The sequence below is a fragment of the Granulibacter bethesdensis CGDNIH1 genome, assembly GCF_000014285.2.
Lineage (GTDB): Bacteria > Pseudomonadota > Alphaproteobacteria > Acetobacterales > Acetobacteraceae > Granulibacter > Granulibacter bethesdensis.
Window position 1 is genome coordinate 1,398,741 of record NC_008343.2, and the last position, 17,324, is coordinate 1,416,064.

Genomic DNA, 17,324 nt, shown 5'->3' on the forward strand with positions numbered 1-17,324 from the left:
GGGTATCTCGATCAGTGTACGTTTGGGCAGGCAATATTGGTATGGGGAGCTGTCTCAGCCGGGAACGGACAGATCCGTCAAGCGCCGATGTTCTTCAGCAGCGAAACGATCCGTCATACCGGCAATGTAATCACAGACCGTGCGGGCAGCCCGTTCAGAACCGGTGGAGCCGCCTCCCCGCACCCGCCACTCGCCGGGTAACAGGGTCGGGTCGTCATGCAGGATGCGGAACAGATCAGCCGTAACCCTGCGCGCCTTCACGGTCATGCGATTGACTCGCCAGTGGCGATACATACGGGCGAACAGGAATTCCTTGATGACCCTGTTGGCTTCCGCCATGCGGGGGCTGAAGGCAACCACAGCCTCATTGGCGCGGCGGATATCACTGGCACTGGCTGGATTGAGCTGAGCAATCCGGCCACGTGTCTCCGTGATCATATCCCGCACAAGCGTATCAATCACGCGCCGAATCGTCTCATGCCGCAGACGGGGTGGCGGCACATCCAGGCTGGTCTTCCTGGCAGCCTCCAATGCCTCCCCCACCACCGGCAGATGGGCGATGTCATCGAACCCGAACAACTGGGCACGAATACCATCATCCAGATCGTGGGAGTGGTAGGCTATATCATCCGACATGGCGGCAATCTGCGCCTCGACCGAGGCATAGCTATCCAGTTCGAGATCATACAGCGCATTGTATTCCGCGACATAAGGTGGGGGCCGATGCAGCGGACCATTATGCTTTGCCAGACCTTCCAGGGTTTCCCATGTCAGGTTCAGCCCATCAAAGGGAGCGTAACGGTTTTCCAGCCTCGTCACGACCCGCAGGGACTGGGCATTGTGATCGAAGCCGCCGAACGGCTTCATTCCTACCTGTAGAGCGTCCTCCCCGGCATGGCCGAAAGGGGGATGGCCGAGGTCATGGGCAAGAGCCAGCGTCTCCGCCAAATCTTCATCGACATCCAGAGCACGCGCCATGGACCGCGCAATCTGTGCCACCTCCAGACTGTGGGTTAGCCGGGTGCGGAAGAAATCGCCCTCGTGATTGACGAAAACCTGCGTCTTATATTGCAGCTTGCGAAAGGCGGCGCTGTGGATGATCCGGTCCCGATCACGTTGCCACGGACTGCGCATCTGGCTTTCCGGCTCGGGGTAGAGCCTGCCCCGCGCGGTTTCCAGCCTTACGGCCCATGGCGCCAGACCGCTACGCTGGAAAGCGCGACTTTCCGGCGGATAGAGCCAGTCCGCTGCCCGGGGTTGAATGGCGGATAACAGATGATCCGGTCCAGTTTCGTTCATAACTCAACGGATTAGCACTGCTACCAGCCACCGCACCAGCACCCGATCAATGCAGCACCGATGGAAAGCGTCTTGCAGTCCGGGTTTCTTCGCTTATTTTCATGGGATGGACGCACTCGAAACCTCTCCTGACATTTCTTCCTCCGGCTCGGCAGTGGGGTTCGGCGTATCGGCCTCAGCCGCCGCACGCATTGCCGAAATTGCACAAGGGCAAGCCCTGCGCGTTTCCGTGCTGGCAGGGGGATGCAGCGGTTTCCAATATCAGTTTGCTCTGGATGGGCAGCGGGCCGATGATGATGTCGTTATCGAGCGCGACGGAGCAGTCGTTCTGGTCGATCCGGCGAGTCTGGAATTTTTGGCCGGTGCAGAACTCGATTACAAGGATGCGCTGATGGGCAGTCATTTCACTATCCGAAACCCGAATGCGACCGCCTCCTGCGGCTGCGGCACCAGCTTCTCGGTTGAATGATCATCTGATAGCCAGATCGACACCGTCTTTCAAAAAAGTAGCATTGCCCGTGAAAATCGCCACCTGGAATGTGAACTCCATCAGGCAGCGAGAGGGTCATGTACTGTCCTGGCTGGAGCGGAATCAGCCGGACATCCTGTTGTTGCAGGAAATCAAATGCGAAACCGCTGCCTTTCCGGCACAGGCTTTTGCCAAACTGGGATATCAGGCCGAGGCAGTCGGGCAAAAAGCCTATAATGGGGTGGCTGTGCTGTCCCGCGTGCCGTTTGAGGTCACACAGCGCACCCTCCCGGGCCTTCCCCCCGACGATGCACAGGCGCGCTATATCGAGATCAGAGCGCTGAACACCATCATCGGCAATCTCTACCTGCCAAACGGCAATAGTGGGGGGGAAGCCGGATACGCCTACAAGCTTGGCTGGATGGAGCATCTTGCACAGCATGCCGCCAGCTTGCTGGCTGCCGGCGAGGACCTCATTCTTGCGGGAGATTACAATGTCTGCCCGACCGAGGAGGATTACGCCCCCGGCGCCCTGCCTCCGGAGGATGCCTTGCTGCGGCCAGAAACAAGGGCGCGATTCCGGTCATTACTCTGGCTGGGCCTGACCGATGCCGTGCGGGCAATGCGGCCATCGGGACAGATTTATACATTCTGGGATTATCAGGCGGGTGCGTGGCCGCGTGACCGGGGGCTGCGTATCGACCACGCCCTGTTATCAAGCCGCATGGCAGAGCGACTGATCGAAGCCCTTCCTGACCGGATGGAGCGTGATCAGCCGCAGCCTTCGGACCATGTTCCGGTCATAATATCGTTCGAGCCTTGAGCTTTTATCCGCAAGCCGCCACAACGCTATGACTGAACAATGACCTGATCAGCGGCCGGGCCAATCGGGATGCCTCTCAACAGGCTGTCAGGCAGAGAGGGGAAGCGGATATGAATTTCACATTCATGGTGATCGTGGCAGCTCTCGGCGGCCTTTTGTTCGGCTATGACACAGGTGTCATTTCCGGCGCGCTACCTTTCCTTCGTGAAGACTTCAACCTTGATTCCTGGAACGAAAGTCTGGTCGCTGCCATCACTCTTGCAGGTGCCACTTTGGGGGCTATGGCGGGGGGAAATCTGGCCGACCGGTTTGGTCGGCGCCTGATGATCTTGCTTACATCCATACTGTTTATTGTCGGTGCCGTTCTCTCGGCCTTCGCCGGGAGCATTCTGGTTCTGACGGCTGGCCGCCTGATCGTCGGGCTGGCCATTGGCGTGTCATCACTCATCACCCCGCTCTATCTGTCGGAAATTGCCCCTGCCTCACGGAGAGGCGGAATGGTGTCGATGAACCAGTTTTTCATCACACTCGGTATTCTGGTGGCGTTTCTGGTGGATTACGCCTTTTCCTTTTCCCGTGCATGGTCGTGGATGCTGGGCCTTGGCGCTGTACCAGGCATAATCCTGTTTCTGGGAATGCTTGCTTTGCCGGAAAGCCCACGCTGGCTGCTGAAAAACGGCCATGTTGATCAGGCTGCGGATGCATTGCGGCAGTTGATGGGGAAGGAGCAGGCAGAAGGAGAGTTCAAAAGTCTGAATCATTTCATGCAGACAGAGTTAGCGTCCGAGAGAACTGCCAATGGAGTTTCCATTTTCAATGATCGACGTTACCGCCTGCCTCTGGTGATCGGGGTTGGTCTGGCCGTGCTGCAACAGGTCACCGGCATCAACACAGTCATCTATTTCGGCCCACAGATTTTCAGTGCGGCGGGTATTGGCGATCATTCCGCCTCCATTCTTGCCAATGTGCTGATCGGCGTCGTCAACGTCGGTATGACAATTATTGCCATGCGCCTGATGGACCGGGCCGGACGACGCTCCCTGCTCATCAATGGTCTGCTCGGCATGACGATTGGCCTGCTACTACTTGCTTTCGGTTTCTGGATCGGCACATCCGGCCCAGGAGGAGCTTCCGCCTGGATCGCCATTGCCGCCTTGTCGATCTACATTGCCGCTTTCGCCATTGGAATGGGGCCGGTTTTCTGGCTGATCATCAGCGAGATATTTCCCCTCCATGCGCGAGGGCGCGGCATGGCGGTGGCGACAGTCGCCAACTGGGGTTCCAACGCCATTGTCGCCTATACTTTCCTGCCAATGCTCAACAGTGTGGGGATCATCTCTACCTTTCTGATTTTTGCCCTCATGTCGGTGGTATCCATTTTCTTCACGATCCGCTTCGTGCCGGAAACGACCGGGCAAACCCTGGAGGACATTGAGCGGAGTATGAGTGCTTCCTGATCCTTCCGTATTGTGCAGCGCACAAATTTGCGCTGCACTGATATCAGGATGGGTAAGGGGATCTGATCGACGTGCGTTTTTCTTTGCTGGCTCTTGCTGTTGCCTCCTTCGGTATCGGAACAACCGAGTTCGTCATCATGGGCCTGCTGCCGGATGTGGCAAAAAGCCTGGATGTCAGCATCCCCAAGGCCGGGCTGCTGGTGACGGGATATGCCCTTGCCGTCACCTTCGGTTCGCCATTGTTGGCAATTGCCACCGCTCGTCTGCCAAGGCGCTCAACGCTGATGGGCCTGATGGGGATATTCATCCTCGGCAATATTTTGTGCGGCCTTGCCGGCAATTACACCCTGCTGATGCTGGCACGGATTTTCACGGCGTTGGCCCATGGGGCATTTTTCGGCATCGGCTCTGTCGTTGCTTCCCAGATCGTGCCGCGTCATCAGCGGGCACAAGCTGTCGCCATGATGTTTTCCGGCCTGACACTGGCCAATGTACTGGGCGTACCACTTGGTACCCTGCTTGGACAATGGGCCGGATGGCGCGCTACTTTCTGGGTCGTCTCAGCCATTGGCGTCATAGCCTTTACAGCTCTGGCTATATGGGTTCCCGCTGTTCCGGCAGAGCGGGGCGTCAACATGCTGGCAGAGTTCAAAACCCTCCGGCGACCACAGGTGCTGCTGACCATGCTGATCAGCGTGATCTGCTCCGTCAGCCTGTTCACGGTCTATACCTACATTACCCCTCTGCTTGAGCAGGTCACCGGTTTTTCAGACCGTACCGTCACCATCGCCCTGCTCCTGTTCGGCGTCGGGTTGACAGGGGGGAATTATATTGGCGGTCGGCTGGCGGACTGGAAGCTGATGCCTTCCGTCGTCGGATTACTGATCGCCCTGATCCTGGTGTTGCTTCTGTTCACCGGGACAGTCCTCAACCCTGCCCTGGCCATTGCAACCATGATCGTATGGGGCGCCATCGCGTTCGCTTTGGTCTCTCCCCTGCAATTAAGAGTGGTTGATCAGGCCGTGGACGCCCGTAATCTGGCATCTACCCTCAATCAGGGAGCCTTCAATCTGGGCAATGCAACCGGGGCGTGGCTGGGAGGGGTGATGCTGTCATGGGGATTCGGGTACCGGACCCTGCCTCCTCTGGCCGCCGCTATTGCGTTACTGGCTCTGGGCTTGACGCTGTATGCGATCAGGGTGGAGCACGCCAATACGGCCCACACCCGGCCCTGCGGCCAGCGCTGAGACGCATTGCGACAGAAAACGTTGCACAAACGGAGAAATACCGTTAACCGCGTCCATTCAAGTCAATTTACTATTTTTCTCGAGTAAAATGTAAATTCCACAAAAATGGATGTCAGAAAAATGCATTACCTGAAGCCCATCAAACGCAGAAGCCTTCTTCAGGCTGCCGGTATGGCGCTTCCTGTCGGGTTGCTGGTCCGAACTGGCTGGGCCGCTACTGAGCAGGCGATACCTGACGCTGGAGCACACCAGCACGCCAGCACCGGCTCTCCAGCATTCGCATTGCCAGAGCCGAAAAAATTGCGTGTGACCTGGAATGCGAATTCAGTATGCACAGTCAGCGTTCCGGCAGCAGCGGAGCGCGGTATTTTCAAAAAGTATAATCTTGATGTGGAGCTGATTAATTTCGGTGGCTCGACAGATCAGTTGCTGGAAGCGATTGCTACCGGGAAAGCCGATGCCGGTGTCGGCATGACCCTGCGCTGGCTGAAGCCGCTGGAGCAGGGATTCGATGTGCGCATTACCAGTGGTATTCATGGCGGCTGCATGCGTCTGCTGGCACCGAAGGATTCAACCATCCGCAGCGTCGCCGATCTGCGCGGGCAGACAATCGGCACCAGTGATCTGGCTGCCCCCGACAAAAACTTTTTCACTATTCTGGCATATCAGCAGGGTGTTCCAGCAGATTCCATCGACTGGCGTGCTTATCCCGCCGATCTGCTCAGCGTGGCGCTCAAGAAAGGTGAAGTGAAGGCAATTTCCCTTAACGATCCGCTGGCCTGGCTGATCAAGGAGCGGGAGGGTCTGGTGGAGATCGCTACCAACCTGACCTCTCCCTATCAACACAGCGTCTGCTGCATTCTTGGTATCCGTGGCAGCATGGTGCGTGATGACAGGGCAGCAGCAAGAGCACTGACAGCCGCCCTGCGGGAAAGTCAGGAATGGGCTGCCGCTCATCCAGCCGAGGCTGCCGCGATTTATGCAGCCCATTCCGGCAAGGTGAAAGCAGAACAGGTCGAAAGCATGTTGCGCTCTCACACCCAGCATCATATGCCGAGCGGACAGGCACTGGAGCAGGAAATCATCACCTATGCCGCCGCACTGCGTGATATCGGTGTCATTCGCAGCCGTACCGATCCAGAGCGTTTTGCAAAACAAATTACAGCAGATGTTCTGTCATGACAGGTTCCGCTTCCGCCTTTTCCAGCCAGCCCGGCATTCTTTTGGGTCGCAGCCGTGCTGCATTCTGGGTCATTGGCCTGATTGCTGCCTTGCTGTGGGGGATCGATGGTGCCCTGATCCAGCTCTGGCCAGATGCGAATGATCTTGGCCGGAGCGACTGGCTGGCTGCCGGTGCCACGGGGGTAGCAGCGTTTCTGCTGCTTCTGTCCCTGAGCAACCGGGTTCCAGCCAGACTGCGCTATATCGGCCCATGGCTTGTGGTGTTGGCACTGCTGCTGGGAGCATGGGAACTCATCACGGCAAAACTCAACCTGCTGCCACGCCCGTTTTTTGCTGCTCCCCAGTCTATTCTGGAAGTCTACACTGATGATTGGCCGCGGCTGGGTAACAGCATCGGACATTCCCTGATCCTGCTCGGTCTTGGCTACGGTCTTGGCGCTGCAACCGGTTTCGTAACCGGGGTCGCCATCGGCTGGTCACGGGCCGTAGGATACTGGGCGCATCCGGTGCTGCGCCTTCTCGGCCCATTGCCTGCTACAGCATGGCTGCCACTGGCATTTTTCTTTTTTCCATCCAGCTTCAGCGCCAGCATTTTTCTGATTGCCCTTGCCTCAGGCTTCCCGGTGGCCGTGCTCACCTGGTCAGGCGTTTCCAGCGTCGCCGCCGCCTATTACGATATCGCCCGCACACTGGGCGCAAAACCGCGTTTTCTGGTGCTGAAAGTAGCCATACCGGCAGCAATGCCCTCCGTATTCGTCGGCTTGTTTATGGGGCTTGGCGCATCTTTTTCGGTACTGGTCGTTGCTGAAATGATGGGAGTAAAGGCGGGCCTGGGCTGGTATCTGACCTGGGCACAGGGCTGGGCGGCCTATGCCAACATGTATGCGGCGTTGCTGCTGATGGCGCTGATGTGCTCCGGGTTGATCGCCCTGCTGTTCCGGCTGCGTGACAGGGTGCTCAGCTGGCAGAAAGGATTGGTGAAATGGTAAATCCTGCCCTGAAATCTGCTTCGGCAGGTCTGGATTTACGGATTGAAGCCGTCTCCCATGCTTTCCCCGGTAAGGCCGGTCCGCTGCCGGTTCTGCAGGATGTTCAGCTGAATCTGGAACCGGGCAGTTTCGTCGCCCTGCTCGGTCCGAGCGGATGCGGAAAATCTACCTTGCTGCGTCTCGTCGCCGGGCTGGAACCACCGGTACAGGGTCGTATCCTGGCTGATGGCACCCCGATAACCGGACCTGATCCCAGCCGGGTAGTCGTGTTTCAGGATCCCACCCTCTATCCATGGCGCACTGTTGAAGCCAATGTCGGGCTGGGGCCGGAGGCGCGTGGAACCCTGCATCAGGATCGACACCGTATCCGCGATGCGCTGCAACGTGTGGGGCTGGCGGAATTTGCGGATTCGTATCCGCATCAGCTTTCCGGCGGGATGGCACAGCGCGCAGCGCTGGCAAGGGCGCTGGTCAACGATCCGCGTTTGCTGATCCTGGATGAACCGCTTGGCAAACTGGACAGTCTCACGCGCCTGACCATGCAGGGGGAAATCCAGCGCCTGTGGCAGAATGCAGGGTTCACGGTCCTGCTCGTCACCCATGACATTGAAGAAGCTCTGCTGCTTTCCGAGCGCGTGATCGTGTTCAGTGATCGGCCAGCAACAGTGTTGGCGGATCTTATAGTAGATCGGCCCTATCCCCGCCATCGGGATGATGCACAGCTGGTCTCGCTCAGAAAAGAAATTCTCGGATTGCTGGGGATGGAACGGTCCTGGTAACCGTCCCTTCTCCCCTTACCGGGAAGATGGAGCAGGCTCAGGTAGCTTCTGATGGGCCACAACGGGCGTCACCATAGCCGCAGACAGACCGGGCAATACACCCATAGCTTGATTGAGACGCGCGCGAGCACGGCCAAGCTCGACCTCCGCCCGTGCATCGGCCTCCAATGCGTCGGACAGAAGCCGCCTGACCTGATAAAGATTATAGAGCGTGGTCTCACCTGCCTCGAATGAAAGACGCGCACTGGCGAGCTGCTTTCTGGCGACATCCAGACGCTCCCGCGCAATCCCTGCGGAGATTTTAGCCCGTTCCAACACGTTCTCCGCCCTGCGAATGGCCAGGCCGAGAACGCGGCGGTGCTGGGTCCATTCCACCGTTGCCCGGGTCAACCCCGCCTGGGCCGCCGCCCGGCGTGGTATGTTGCGGGCTTCGGTGGCCAACGGAACCCTCAGCCGGAACCCGAATGAGGTTCCTTCCTCCGACATGACACCGCCCTGCTGTGATGAATACAGGCTCACCTCGGGATTTTCACGCAAGGTCGTATTCACATAGCGTATCTGGGCACGTGCCGCCTCGATACCCGCCAGAGCAAGCTGGATCAGCGGGTGATCATCCAGCTTTCTGTCGGTTGCAACCGGCTCTGAAGCAACCAGTGGTTCATCACCGCCGGTGATGGTGCTGTAAACAGAACGGAGCCTTTCCGCTTCCATCCGCGCGCGGGACAGGTCCAGGTCGGCCGCAAGGGTCTCATTTTCACCGAACAATGTATCCTGTGACGAAAGATCACCGAAATGGGCGCGGCGTTCGACATCTTTCTGGATAGCCTGCGCAGTTTCCAGACGCTGTTCCGCAACATGGACATTCAGCATGGCCAGGACAGCATCCCACCACGTCTCACGTAGCTCCCCTGCCAGTTGCAGGGCGCGCTCCGTCGCGCGGCGTTCGGCCTGCAACAGATCGGCGTCTACCTGTTGACCAAACGCCTGACGCTGCCCGGGCAACCAGAGCGGAGCGCCCAACTCCACATCCGTCTGCCACACCTTGCGGGGACCTCGCGTATCCATACGGCCGCCAATGCCGACAGATGGAGATCCCGCAATAGGTATGCTGGTGGTTGCATGTCTGGCATCAACTGCCAGCACCTCGGCCTGTAAGGAGATATATTCAGGATCGAGCGACAGCGCACGCAGCAGATGACGCGCAAATACGGTTTCGGAAATGATGGCAGGCTGACTGTCCGACACTGATTTCGGAACCGGTTTTTGAAGAGTGCTCCGATGATGAGAGCTTTCCGAGCCGGATTTTCCAGTCTGATCTTCTGCCGCCTGCGCCGTTTCAGAAATGCCCCCCAGATCGACTCCCAGAGCACCCATCAATGTGGCAGCCGAGATAAGGGCAACAGTCAGAGGGCTGACCGAGAAGTGGTACTTCCTGAATATCATTCGGGATTCTCCGAAGCACCTTTCTTTGCACCTGCCCCCGCCCCCGCTGCCGCCGCCCGTGCAGCTTTGGGCAAGGCAAAACGGTCGTAAAGAATGGGCAGCAGCACCAGCGTCAATGTCGTAGCCGTCACCAGACCACCGATGACCACAACGGCAAGAGGACGCTGAATTTCCGATCCAGGCCCTTCCGCATAGAGGAAAGGCACCAGACCAAATGCAGCAATGGTCGCCGTCAGGGAAACCGGGGTCATGCGGCGTTTCGTTCCCTCAAGCACGGCAGTGCGCAGAGGCAACCTCAACTCATATTGCAGCCGGTTAATATAGCTGATCAGAACGACACCATTCAGAACCGCGATACCGATCAAAGCAATAAACCCGACCGATGCAGGAACCGAGAGAAACTCCCCCGAAATCCAGAGTCCGATGATACCGCCAATCGCGGCAAAAGGCACATTGCAGAAGACCAGTGTTGCCTGCCGCACGGAACCGAATGTCAGATAGAGCAACAGGAAAATCAGCCCAAGGGCAATCGGCACCACCATAGCCAGTCTTGCTGATGCACGTTGCTGATTTTCAAACTGGCCACCCCATTCAAGTCGGTAGGCTGGAGGAATGGATACTTTCTTTCCGACAGCCTCCTGCGCTTCGGCCACGAATCCGACCAGATCCCGCCCATGCACATTGGCGAGCACGGTCTGAAAACGTTGCGCCTGTTCACGAACAACCTGCACAGGGCCTTCTGTTTCCTTGATCTGCGCCACCTGTGAAAGCTGCACGGTACTGCCAGCCCGGCCCGGCAGAGCGATCTGAACCCGTCCGAAATCGGCCACCGACTGCCTCAGACTTTGCTCACCCCGCACGACAAGCGGAATCCTGACTTCTCCCGGCTCCAGAACCTCACCGACATCGGTGCCATCCACCCATACTCTCAGGGCACGCTGAACGTCTTTCAGATCAAGCCCGAAGCGGCCCGCTGCCAACCTGTCCACAGTCACCGACAGATATTTCATACCTTCATTACGCAGCGCGTACACATCCGATGCACCGGGAATATTGCTGATGACGGCGGCAATATCCTTACCGATCCGGTTGAGCTCATTCAGATCGGAGCCGAAAATCTTGACCACCACGTCACCACGAGCGCCAATCACCATTTCCTGCACACGCATCTCGATCGGCTGTGCAATCTGATAGGAAATACCGGGGATTTGCTCCATCACCCCTCGTATCTGCTCAATCAACCAGTCAGGATCCGGCTTGCGCCATTTATCCCGCGGGGCCAGCGTCAGAAACATATCGGTATCGTTCAACCCCACCGGGTCAATGCCCAGCTCATCAGCGCCGGTGCGGGCATGAATACCAACCACCTCCGGCACCTGCGCCATCAAGATCTTTTCAATCCGGTTATCCAGTTCTGCCGCCTCCAGAACAGAAATGGATGGATGCGTGCGCACACTCAGAACCGGATTTCCTTCATCCATGCTCGGCACAAAAGTGGAACCGATCCCGCCAAATGCCAGAAAAGCCCCAACGACACCGCAGCCAACCACGCCCACGACATAAAGCGGGCGGTCAATGATCCATTCCAGAAACGGATCGTAAAATCGATGCAGCCATCGCACCAGCAAGGGATCCACGGGATGACCATGCGCATCCTTTTTGCCTCCACCCCGTAAAACCATGGCAGAAAGTACCGGAACCACTGTCAGAGACAGCAGCAATGCGGCACACAACGCAAACGTGATGGTGAGTGCCACCGGAGAGAACATCTTGCCTTCCAGCCCCTGCAAAGCCAGCAGTGGCATGAAGACGGTTACAATGATGATGACACCTGATACCAGCGGCACGACCACTTCACGCGTGGATTCCGCCACCAGTCGCAGACGCTGCGGAAAAGTCGGCGGCCTGACAGCTTCCGTGAAACGGTGCGATGCGTTTTCCACCACCACGACGGCACAATCCACCAGCAGACCAATGGCGATTGCCAGGCCACCCAGCGACATGATGTTTGCGGACAGACCCCAAAGCCGCATGACCCCAAAAGTTACCAGCACGGCCAGCGGCAGAATAATCGACACGACCAAAGCCGGGCGCAGACCGCCGAGAAACAGCAAAAGCAGCACGACAACCAGCGTTACGGCTTCCAGCAGCACGCGCTGCACCGTCCAGACAGCCTTGCCGATCAGTTCGCTACGGTCATAATAAATCTCGATATGCGCGCCTTTGGGCAGCAGAGGCTTGATTTCCTCCAGCTTGGCTTTCACACCATCAACGACCGTACGGGCATTGGCACCTGCAAGACCAAGCACGGTTGCCCATACCGCTTCTCCCTTCGCATTGGCCACCACGACGCCATTGCGAGGCAGGGAGCCATATCGAACCTCTGCTACATCCTCGACACGGATAATGCCATTGGGGCGCGAAGCCAGAACAATGGAGCGCAGATCATTCAATGTCTCGATCCGACCGGAAACACTGACCAGCAAGGCTTCCTCGCCATCCTCGATCCGTCCGGCACCATCATTTCCGTTATTGGCCTCGATCGTATCGAGCAATTGCTTGACAGTAATGCCATGTGCCGCCAATGCCGCCGTGTTCGGCACAACCTCATAGGTGCGTGACAGGCCACCCATGGAGTTCAGATCGGCCACACCCGGTAAACCACGGATACGCGGACGGATGACCCAGTCAATCAGATGACGCTGCTGCTGAAGATCAAGACCACCGCCGGTGATCGTAAACATCAGCATTTCGCCCAGCGGCGTAACAATCGGCGCCAGTCCACCCGACACGCCTGGCGGCAATTGCGCTTTAATGTCCGATAGTCTCTCTGCTACCTGCTGCCGCGCCCAATAAACATCCACCCCATCGGCAAACTCAAAGGTCAATAATGCGACCGAGTAACGTGTGGTCGAACGCATCATCACCAGATAAGGAATCCCCTTGATTCCAAGCTCGATCGGAACGGTGACGCGCTGCTCCAGCTCCTCCGGCGTCAAACCGGAGGCTTTCATCGACACGATCACCTGTGTCGGTGAGACATCCGGAAACGCATCAATGGGCAGGTTTTGATAGGCATTGGCACCCCATACGGCCAGAGCCACCGCCAGAAGCAGAACAATCAGGCGCTGTTTCAGCGCAACTTCAACCAGTCTGGCGAGCATCGGATCAGCTACCGTCCGCTTTGGTCAGCTCCGCCAACAAAGGCAACATGCCCTCGACAGCGACGTTATCCTGCACTGACAGATGACCGCGGATCGATGTGTAAGTGGATGTTTCGCCTATAACTGTAACCGGCTGGGCACGAAACCCACCCTCCGTCTGCACAAATACCCAGTTGTGATTGTGATGCCTGATGACGGCCCCTACTGGCACGCGCCATTGCGGCATGCCTGATTGCTCAAGCTGGACGGACACCGTGACAGCCTGACCAGGCCGCAGCCCTTCGGTACCCTGCGTTATTTCCGCCGTCGCCGATGTAGCCTGCGTGGTTGGATCGACACTGCGTCCGACGCGAATAACCTGACCCTGCCCGCCAAAAGTCGATACGGACACTTTGTTCCCCGGCGCCAGAGAAGCAGCCCGGGCCAGCGGGACCTGCAGATGCACCCACAAAGGATTAAGGTGAGCAATGGTGAAAAGAGGTGCCGCCTGTGCCACTCTTTCACCAGCCATACTCTGCCGCTGCAAAACGGTACCGGAAACCGGTGCGATAATCGTCAAGGTCGGAGAAATTGTGCGGTTTTTTTTCAGGACTGCAATATTCGCCGCATCCATCCCCAGCAAAGACAACATCTGCAATCGCTCATCAAGACGGGAACGAGCAAAAGATGCTTCAGCGCGGGTCGTCAACAAGCGGCGCTCGGGAATAATATGCTCCCTGAACATGGCCTCATCGCGCGTCAACCGTTCCTCAGCCAATGTGGCACCAGCCTCGGCTTCAAGATAAAGGCGTTGTGCCTCCACCAGCTCCGTACTGCGGAGAATAGCGATCGGCTGACCCTGCTGTACCATTTCATCCGGATCGATCAGAACTGTTTCTATCAGACCTCCGGCAGGTGCTGCGACCACTCTTACCTGACGAGGAGGAGCCTGTACAACGCCCTGAAGAGTTGCCTCGGTCATCCCGGTCTCGGGAGTGACCTTTGCGACTTCTATACCGGCCGCCTGAATCTCCCCCTTCCCAAGTTTGAGAAGAATGGGTTTCCGATCACTCTCGGCAGCGTAAAGAGTGGTGACCAAAATAAGTAATGGCAGCAGAGTGACAAGAAATAAAGGTTTTCTAGACCAGCCAGACATAAAGCAAGACACACAGTGGGATAAACAGGACCGGAATGTCACGCAGTATTGCTCCTGCATATTTTAATATGGCCATAGAAATTTCCGGCCAGTCCAGTATGTATGATCGCAGAGCTTTTAGAGAGGCAATGAGCGTTGCTCTGAATAGTCTGAATCAGTTTTTCTGCCGTTCAGTATATATTGTGTGCAACGCAACATCAACATGAAGGGATCAGCAGGAGAGGAATAATACACACTGCCAGTAAGCTGTTCTCCCTGTCTATCGACATAACCTGAAACAGTCCGCTGCGAACAGGGCAATAAAAAACCCCGCCTGGAAGCGGGGTTTTTCTGGATAATCAGTGCATTGTTCAATGCACTGCAGGCTGCGTTACCAGAGAAGGCGTGGCCGGTCCATGATCCATCCGGCTTGTCAGATTGTACATGATCCAGATCGAGCCTGAAACGAGGATCAGCAGCACGACCACGGAAAACACAAATGCCGTCACGTTCCAGCGCTGTTCGGAGGAAGCATTCATGTGCAGGAAAAACACCAGATGCACCAGAATCTGAATAACAGCCAAAGCGGCAACACCCGGAAGGATCAGATGCTCTGGCACCAGTTTGTAAGCGACGATCAGAAATGCCGCCGCCGTCAGGATCACCGAAAGAATGAAGCCGATGATATACGAGCCGACGCTGCCATGGCTTGAACCATGGTCAGACGCACCATGCGCATGTGCGGTGGCCATTTACAGAACTCCCGCCAGATAGACGAAGCTGAAGACGCAGATCCAGACAATGTCCAGAAAGTGCCAGAACAGGCTGAGGCAGGTCAGACGGCTCATATAAGCCGGCGTCAGCCCTTTTTTCAGCACACCAAGCTGAAACACCAGCACCGCCATCCATAACAGGCCGCAAGTTACGTGCAGCCCATGCGTTCCAACCAAGGTGAAGAAGGCGGACAGGAATGCACTGCGATCCGGACCGGCCCCTTCGGCGATCAGATGAGAAAACTCCTTGACTTCCATCAGAAGGAAGCCAAGGCCGAACAGGAAAGTTACTCCCAGCCACTGCAGCGTTCCGCCCAGCCGATGCTTGTGCGCCTGCAGCATCGCGAAACCATAAGTGATGCTGCTGAACAGCAGCAGGGCGGTTTCGATTGCGACGTCCTTGAGATCGAAAATCTCCTGGCCTGTCGGGCCGCCCGCAAACTGCGAGCGGGCGACGGCAAAGGCTGCGAACAGGCCGGAGAACAGAATGCAGTCCGTCATCAGGTAGAGCCAGAAACCGAAAACGGTCTTCCCATGCTCGTCGTGATGCGCGTGCTCAGGACTGGCCGGAGGATCCTGAATGGCCAGCGGTTCAGTCAGCATGCTGAAGGTCTCCCTGCACCGATTTGCGGAGATTGGCGTCCTCAATCCGGGCGACATCTGCAGCCGGCACGTAATAGTCGATATCGTCGTTACAGGTTCTGATAATCAGGGTCAGCATACCGCCAATAACACCCAGAATAGCCATCCACCAGATCTGCCACACCATGCCAAAGCCAAAGAGGAAGGCAAATACGCCGATGATGAAGCCCGCAGGTGTATTCCGCGGCATATGAATGTCTTCATAATGCGGCCGCGCCAGACGACGCTGAGCCTGGAAGGTTTCGCTCCACAGCGGCTCTGCATCATCCACTTCCGGAACAATGGCAAAGTTGTAGAACGGGGGCGGAGAAGCAGTCGCCCATTCCAGGGTCGGACCATTCCACGGATCACCGGTCAGATCGGCGTTACGCTTGCGATCACGCAGGCTGACGACGAACTGCATCAGCTGACATCCGATGCCGGCAAAAATAACCACAGCACCGATGAAGGCGATGATCATCCAGGGCGTCCAGGCAGGATTGTCGTAGTGGTTCATACGGCGGGTAGCGCCCATGAAGCCCAGCACGTAAAGCGGCATAAAGGCCAGATAGAAGCCGACCAACCAGCACCAGAAAGCACGCTTGCCCCAGGTTTCGTCCAGCTTGAAGCCGAACATTTTCGGGAACCAGTAATTATATCCGGCCACATAGCCAAACAACACGCCACCAATGATCACGTTGTGGAAATGCGCGATCAGGAACAGGCTGTTATGGAGCAGGAAGTCCGCACCGGGCACTGCCATCAACACGCCTGTCATACCACCGATGACGAAGGTGCAGATAAAGCCGATCGTCCACAGCATCGGAGCCGTAAAACGCACCCGCCCGCCATACATGGTGAACACCCAGTTGAACACTTTCACCCCGGTCGGGATGGAAATGATCATGGTGGTGATGCCGAAGAAAGCATTCACGTCAGGGCCTGCACCCATGGTGAAGAAGTGATGCAGCCAGACAATAAAGGAAAGAATGGTAATCGCCACGGTGGCGTAAACCATCGAGGTATAGCCGAACAGCTTCTTGCTGGAGAACGTTGCGGTGATTTCAGAGAAAATGCCGAACGCCGGCAGAACAAGAATGTACACCTCGGGATGACCCCAGGCCCAGATGAGATTGACGTACATCATCTGGTTACCACCACCATCGGTGGTGAAGAAATGCATGCCCAGATAACGATCGAGACTGAGCAGAGCCAGCGTCACCGTCAGGATCGGGAAGGCTGCCATGATCAGCACGTTGGCACAAAGGCTGGTCCAGCTGAAAATCGGCATTTTCATGAACGTCATGCCCGGCCCACGCATACGCAGGATGGTGACGAAGAAGTTTACGCCGCTCAGCAATGTGCCGATGCCGGAAATCTGAAGCGCCCAGATATAGTAATCGACGCCGACATCCGGGCTGTACTGAAGTTCAGAGAGCGGCGGATAGGCCAGCCATCCAGCCCGGGAAAATTCGCCGATCGCGAGAGACACATTGATCAACACGGCAGACACGGCGGTCAGCCAGAAGCTCAATGAGTTCAGGAACGGAAATGCCACGTCCCGTGCGCCAATCTGCAGCGGCACAACCACGTTCATCAGCCCGATCACAAAAGGCATCGCCATGAAGAAAATCATGATGGTGCCGTGGGCGGAGAAAACCTGGTCGTAATGTTCCGGCGGCAGATAGCCGGGTTTGTCGCCGGATGCCAGAGCAAGCTGGGAGCGCATCATGATCGCATCGGCAAAACCGCGCAGCAGCATGATATGGGCCAGCACGAGGTACATCACGCCGATACGCTTGTGATCGACAGATGTCAGCCATTCAGTCCAGAGGTATTTCCACTTCCCGAAATAGGTAATGGCCCCCAGCACCGCGAGAGCAGCCAGAATCATGCCACTCACAGCGCCCATGACGATCGGCACATCGAACGGGATGGCCGATAACGTTAATTTGCCAAGCATT

At 57.0% G+C, this 17,324-nt stretch carries 14 protein-coding genes; 7 read left to right on the forward strand and 7 right to left on the reverse strand.

Annotation, left to right across the window (positions count from 1 at the left end; genetic code table 11):
• Positions 1–54 precede the first annotated feature (54 nt).
• Positions 55–1,299, reverse strand: coding sequence for a deoxyguanosinetriphosphate triphosphohydrolase (locus GBCGDNIH1_RS18840; RefSeq protein WP_011631968.1), 1,245 nt, complete (start codon positions 1,297–1,299; stop codon positions 55–57).
• A 106-nt stretch (positions 1,300–1,405) separates the two neighbouring features.
• Here GBCGDNIH1_RS18840 and erpA point away from each other — a divergent pair, with 106 nt between their 5' ends.
• The 7 genes from erpA (at position 1,406) to GBCGDNIH1_RS18875 (ending at position 8,245) form a co-directional block, all read left to right on the forward strand.
• Positions 1,406–1,768, forward strand: a complete 363-nt coding sequence (gene erpA, locus GBCGDNIH1_RS18845; protein WP_050748424.1) for an iron-sulfur cluster insertion protein ErpA — start codon at positions 1,406–1,408, stop codon at positions 1,766–1,768.
• 49 nt (positions 1,769–1,817) lie between these two features.
• Positions 1,818–2,591 carry an exodeoxyribonuclease III gene (locus GBCGDNIH1_RS18850; protein WP_043453953.1) on the forward strand — a complete coding sequence of 258 codons (774 nt, stop codon included), beginning with the start codon at positions 1,818–1,820 and terminating at the stop codon, positions 2,589–2,591.
• Between the two features lie 47 nt (positions 2,592–2,638).
• Positions 2,639–4,048 carry a sugar porter family MFS transporter gene (locus GBCGDNIH1_RS18855; protein WP_269766053.1) on the forward strand — a complete coding sequence of 470 codons (1,410 nt, stop codon included), beginning with the start codon at positions 2,639–2,641 and terminating at the stop codon, positions 4,046–4,048.
• A gap of 71 nt (positions 4,049–4,119) precedes the next feature.
• On the forward strand, positions 4,120–5,295 hold the full coding sequence (locus tag GBCGDNIH1_RS18860; RefSeq protein WP_011631972.1) for an MFS transporter: 1,176 nt from the start codon (positions 4,120–4,122) through the stop codon (positions 5,293–5,295).
• Positions 5,296–5,415: 120 nt separating this feature from the next.
• Complete coding sequence (locus GBCGDNIH1_RS18865; RefSeq protein WP_216634995.1) at positions 5,416–6,477, forward strand: ABC transporter substrate-binding protein; 1,062 nt, start codon at positions 5,416–5,418, stop codon at positions 6,475–6,477.
• Complete coding sequence (locus GBCGDNIH1_RS18870) at positions 6,474–7,466, forward strand: ABC transporter permease (protein WP_011631974.1); 993 nt, start codon at positions 6,474–6,476, stop codon at positions 7,464–7,466. The genes GBCGDNIH1_RS18865 and GBCGDNIH1_RS18870 overlap by 4 nt, the downstream gene beginning before the upstream one ends.
• On the forward strand, positions 7,460–8,245 hold the full coding sequence (locus GBCGDNIH1_RS18875) for an ABC transporter ATP-binding protein (RefSeq protein ID WP_011631975.1): 786 nt from the start codon (positions 7,460–7,462) through the stop codon (positions 8,243–8,245). Before GBCGDNIH1_RS18870 ends, GBCGDNIH1_RS18875 begins: the two co-directional genes overlap by 7 nt.
• A gap of 15 nt (positions 8,246–8,260) precedes the next feature.
• On the opposite strand, the gene GBCGDNIH1_RS18880 is transcribed toward GBCGDNIH1_RS18875, so the two are convergent.
• From GBCGDNIH1_RS18880 to cyoB, 6 genes are all read right to left on the reverse strand, one after another.
• The gene (locus GBCGDNIH1_RS18880) at positions 8,261–9,688 is read right to left on the reverse strand and encodes a TolC family protein (protein WP_011631976.1); all 1,428 of its coding nucleotides are present in this window, start codon (positions 9,686–9,688) and stop codon (positions 8,261–8,263) included.
• On the reverse strand, positions 9,685–12,852 hold the full coding sequence (locus GBCGDNIH1_RS18885) for an efflux RND transporter permease subunit (protein ID WP_011631977.1): 3,168 nt from the start codon (positions 12,850–12,852) through the stop codon (positions 9,685–9,687). Before GBCGDNIH1_RS18885 ends, GBCGDNIH1_RS18880 begins: the two co-directional genes overlap by 4 nt.
• 4 nt (positions 12,853–12,856) lie before the next feature.
• Positions 12,857–13,930 (reverse strand): efflux RND transporter periplasmic adaptor subunit, encoded by a 1,074-nt coding sequence (locus GBCGDNIH1_RS18890; protein WP_157691999.1) that lies wholly within the window; start codon positions 13,928–13,930, stop codon positions 12,857–12,859.
• 407 nt (positions 13,931–14,337) lie between these two features.
• The gene (gene cyoD / locus GBCGDNIH1_RS18895; RefSeq protein WP_011631980.1) at positions 14,338–14,718 is read right to left on the reverse strand and encodes a cytochrome o ubiquinol oxidase subunit IV; all 381 of its coding nucleotides are present in this window, start codon (positions 14,716–14,718) and stop codon (positions 14,338–14,340) included.
• On the reverse strand, positions 14,719–15,342 hold the full coding sequence (cyoC, locus tag GBCGDNIH1_RS18900) for a cytochrome o ubiquinol oxidase subunit III (RefSeq protein WP_011631981.1): 624 nt from the start codon (positions 15,340–15,342) through the stop codon (positions 14,719–14,721).
• Positions 15,332–17,323, reverse strand: a complete 1,992-nt coding sequence (gene cyoB, locus GBCGDNIH1_RS18905; RefSeq protein ID WP_011631982.1) for a cytochrome o ubiquinol oxidase subunit I — start codon at positions 17,321–17,323, stop codon at positions 15,332–15,334. Before cyoB ends, cyoC begins: the two co-directional genes overlap by 11 nt.
• Between the last annotated feature and the right edge of the window lies 1 nt (position 17,324).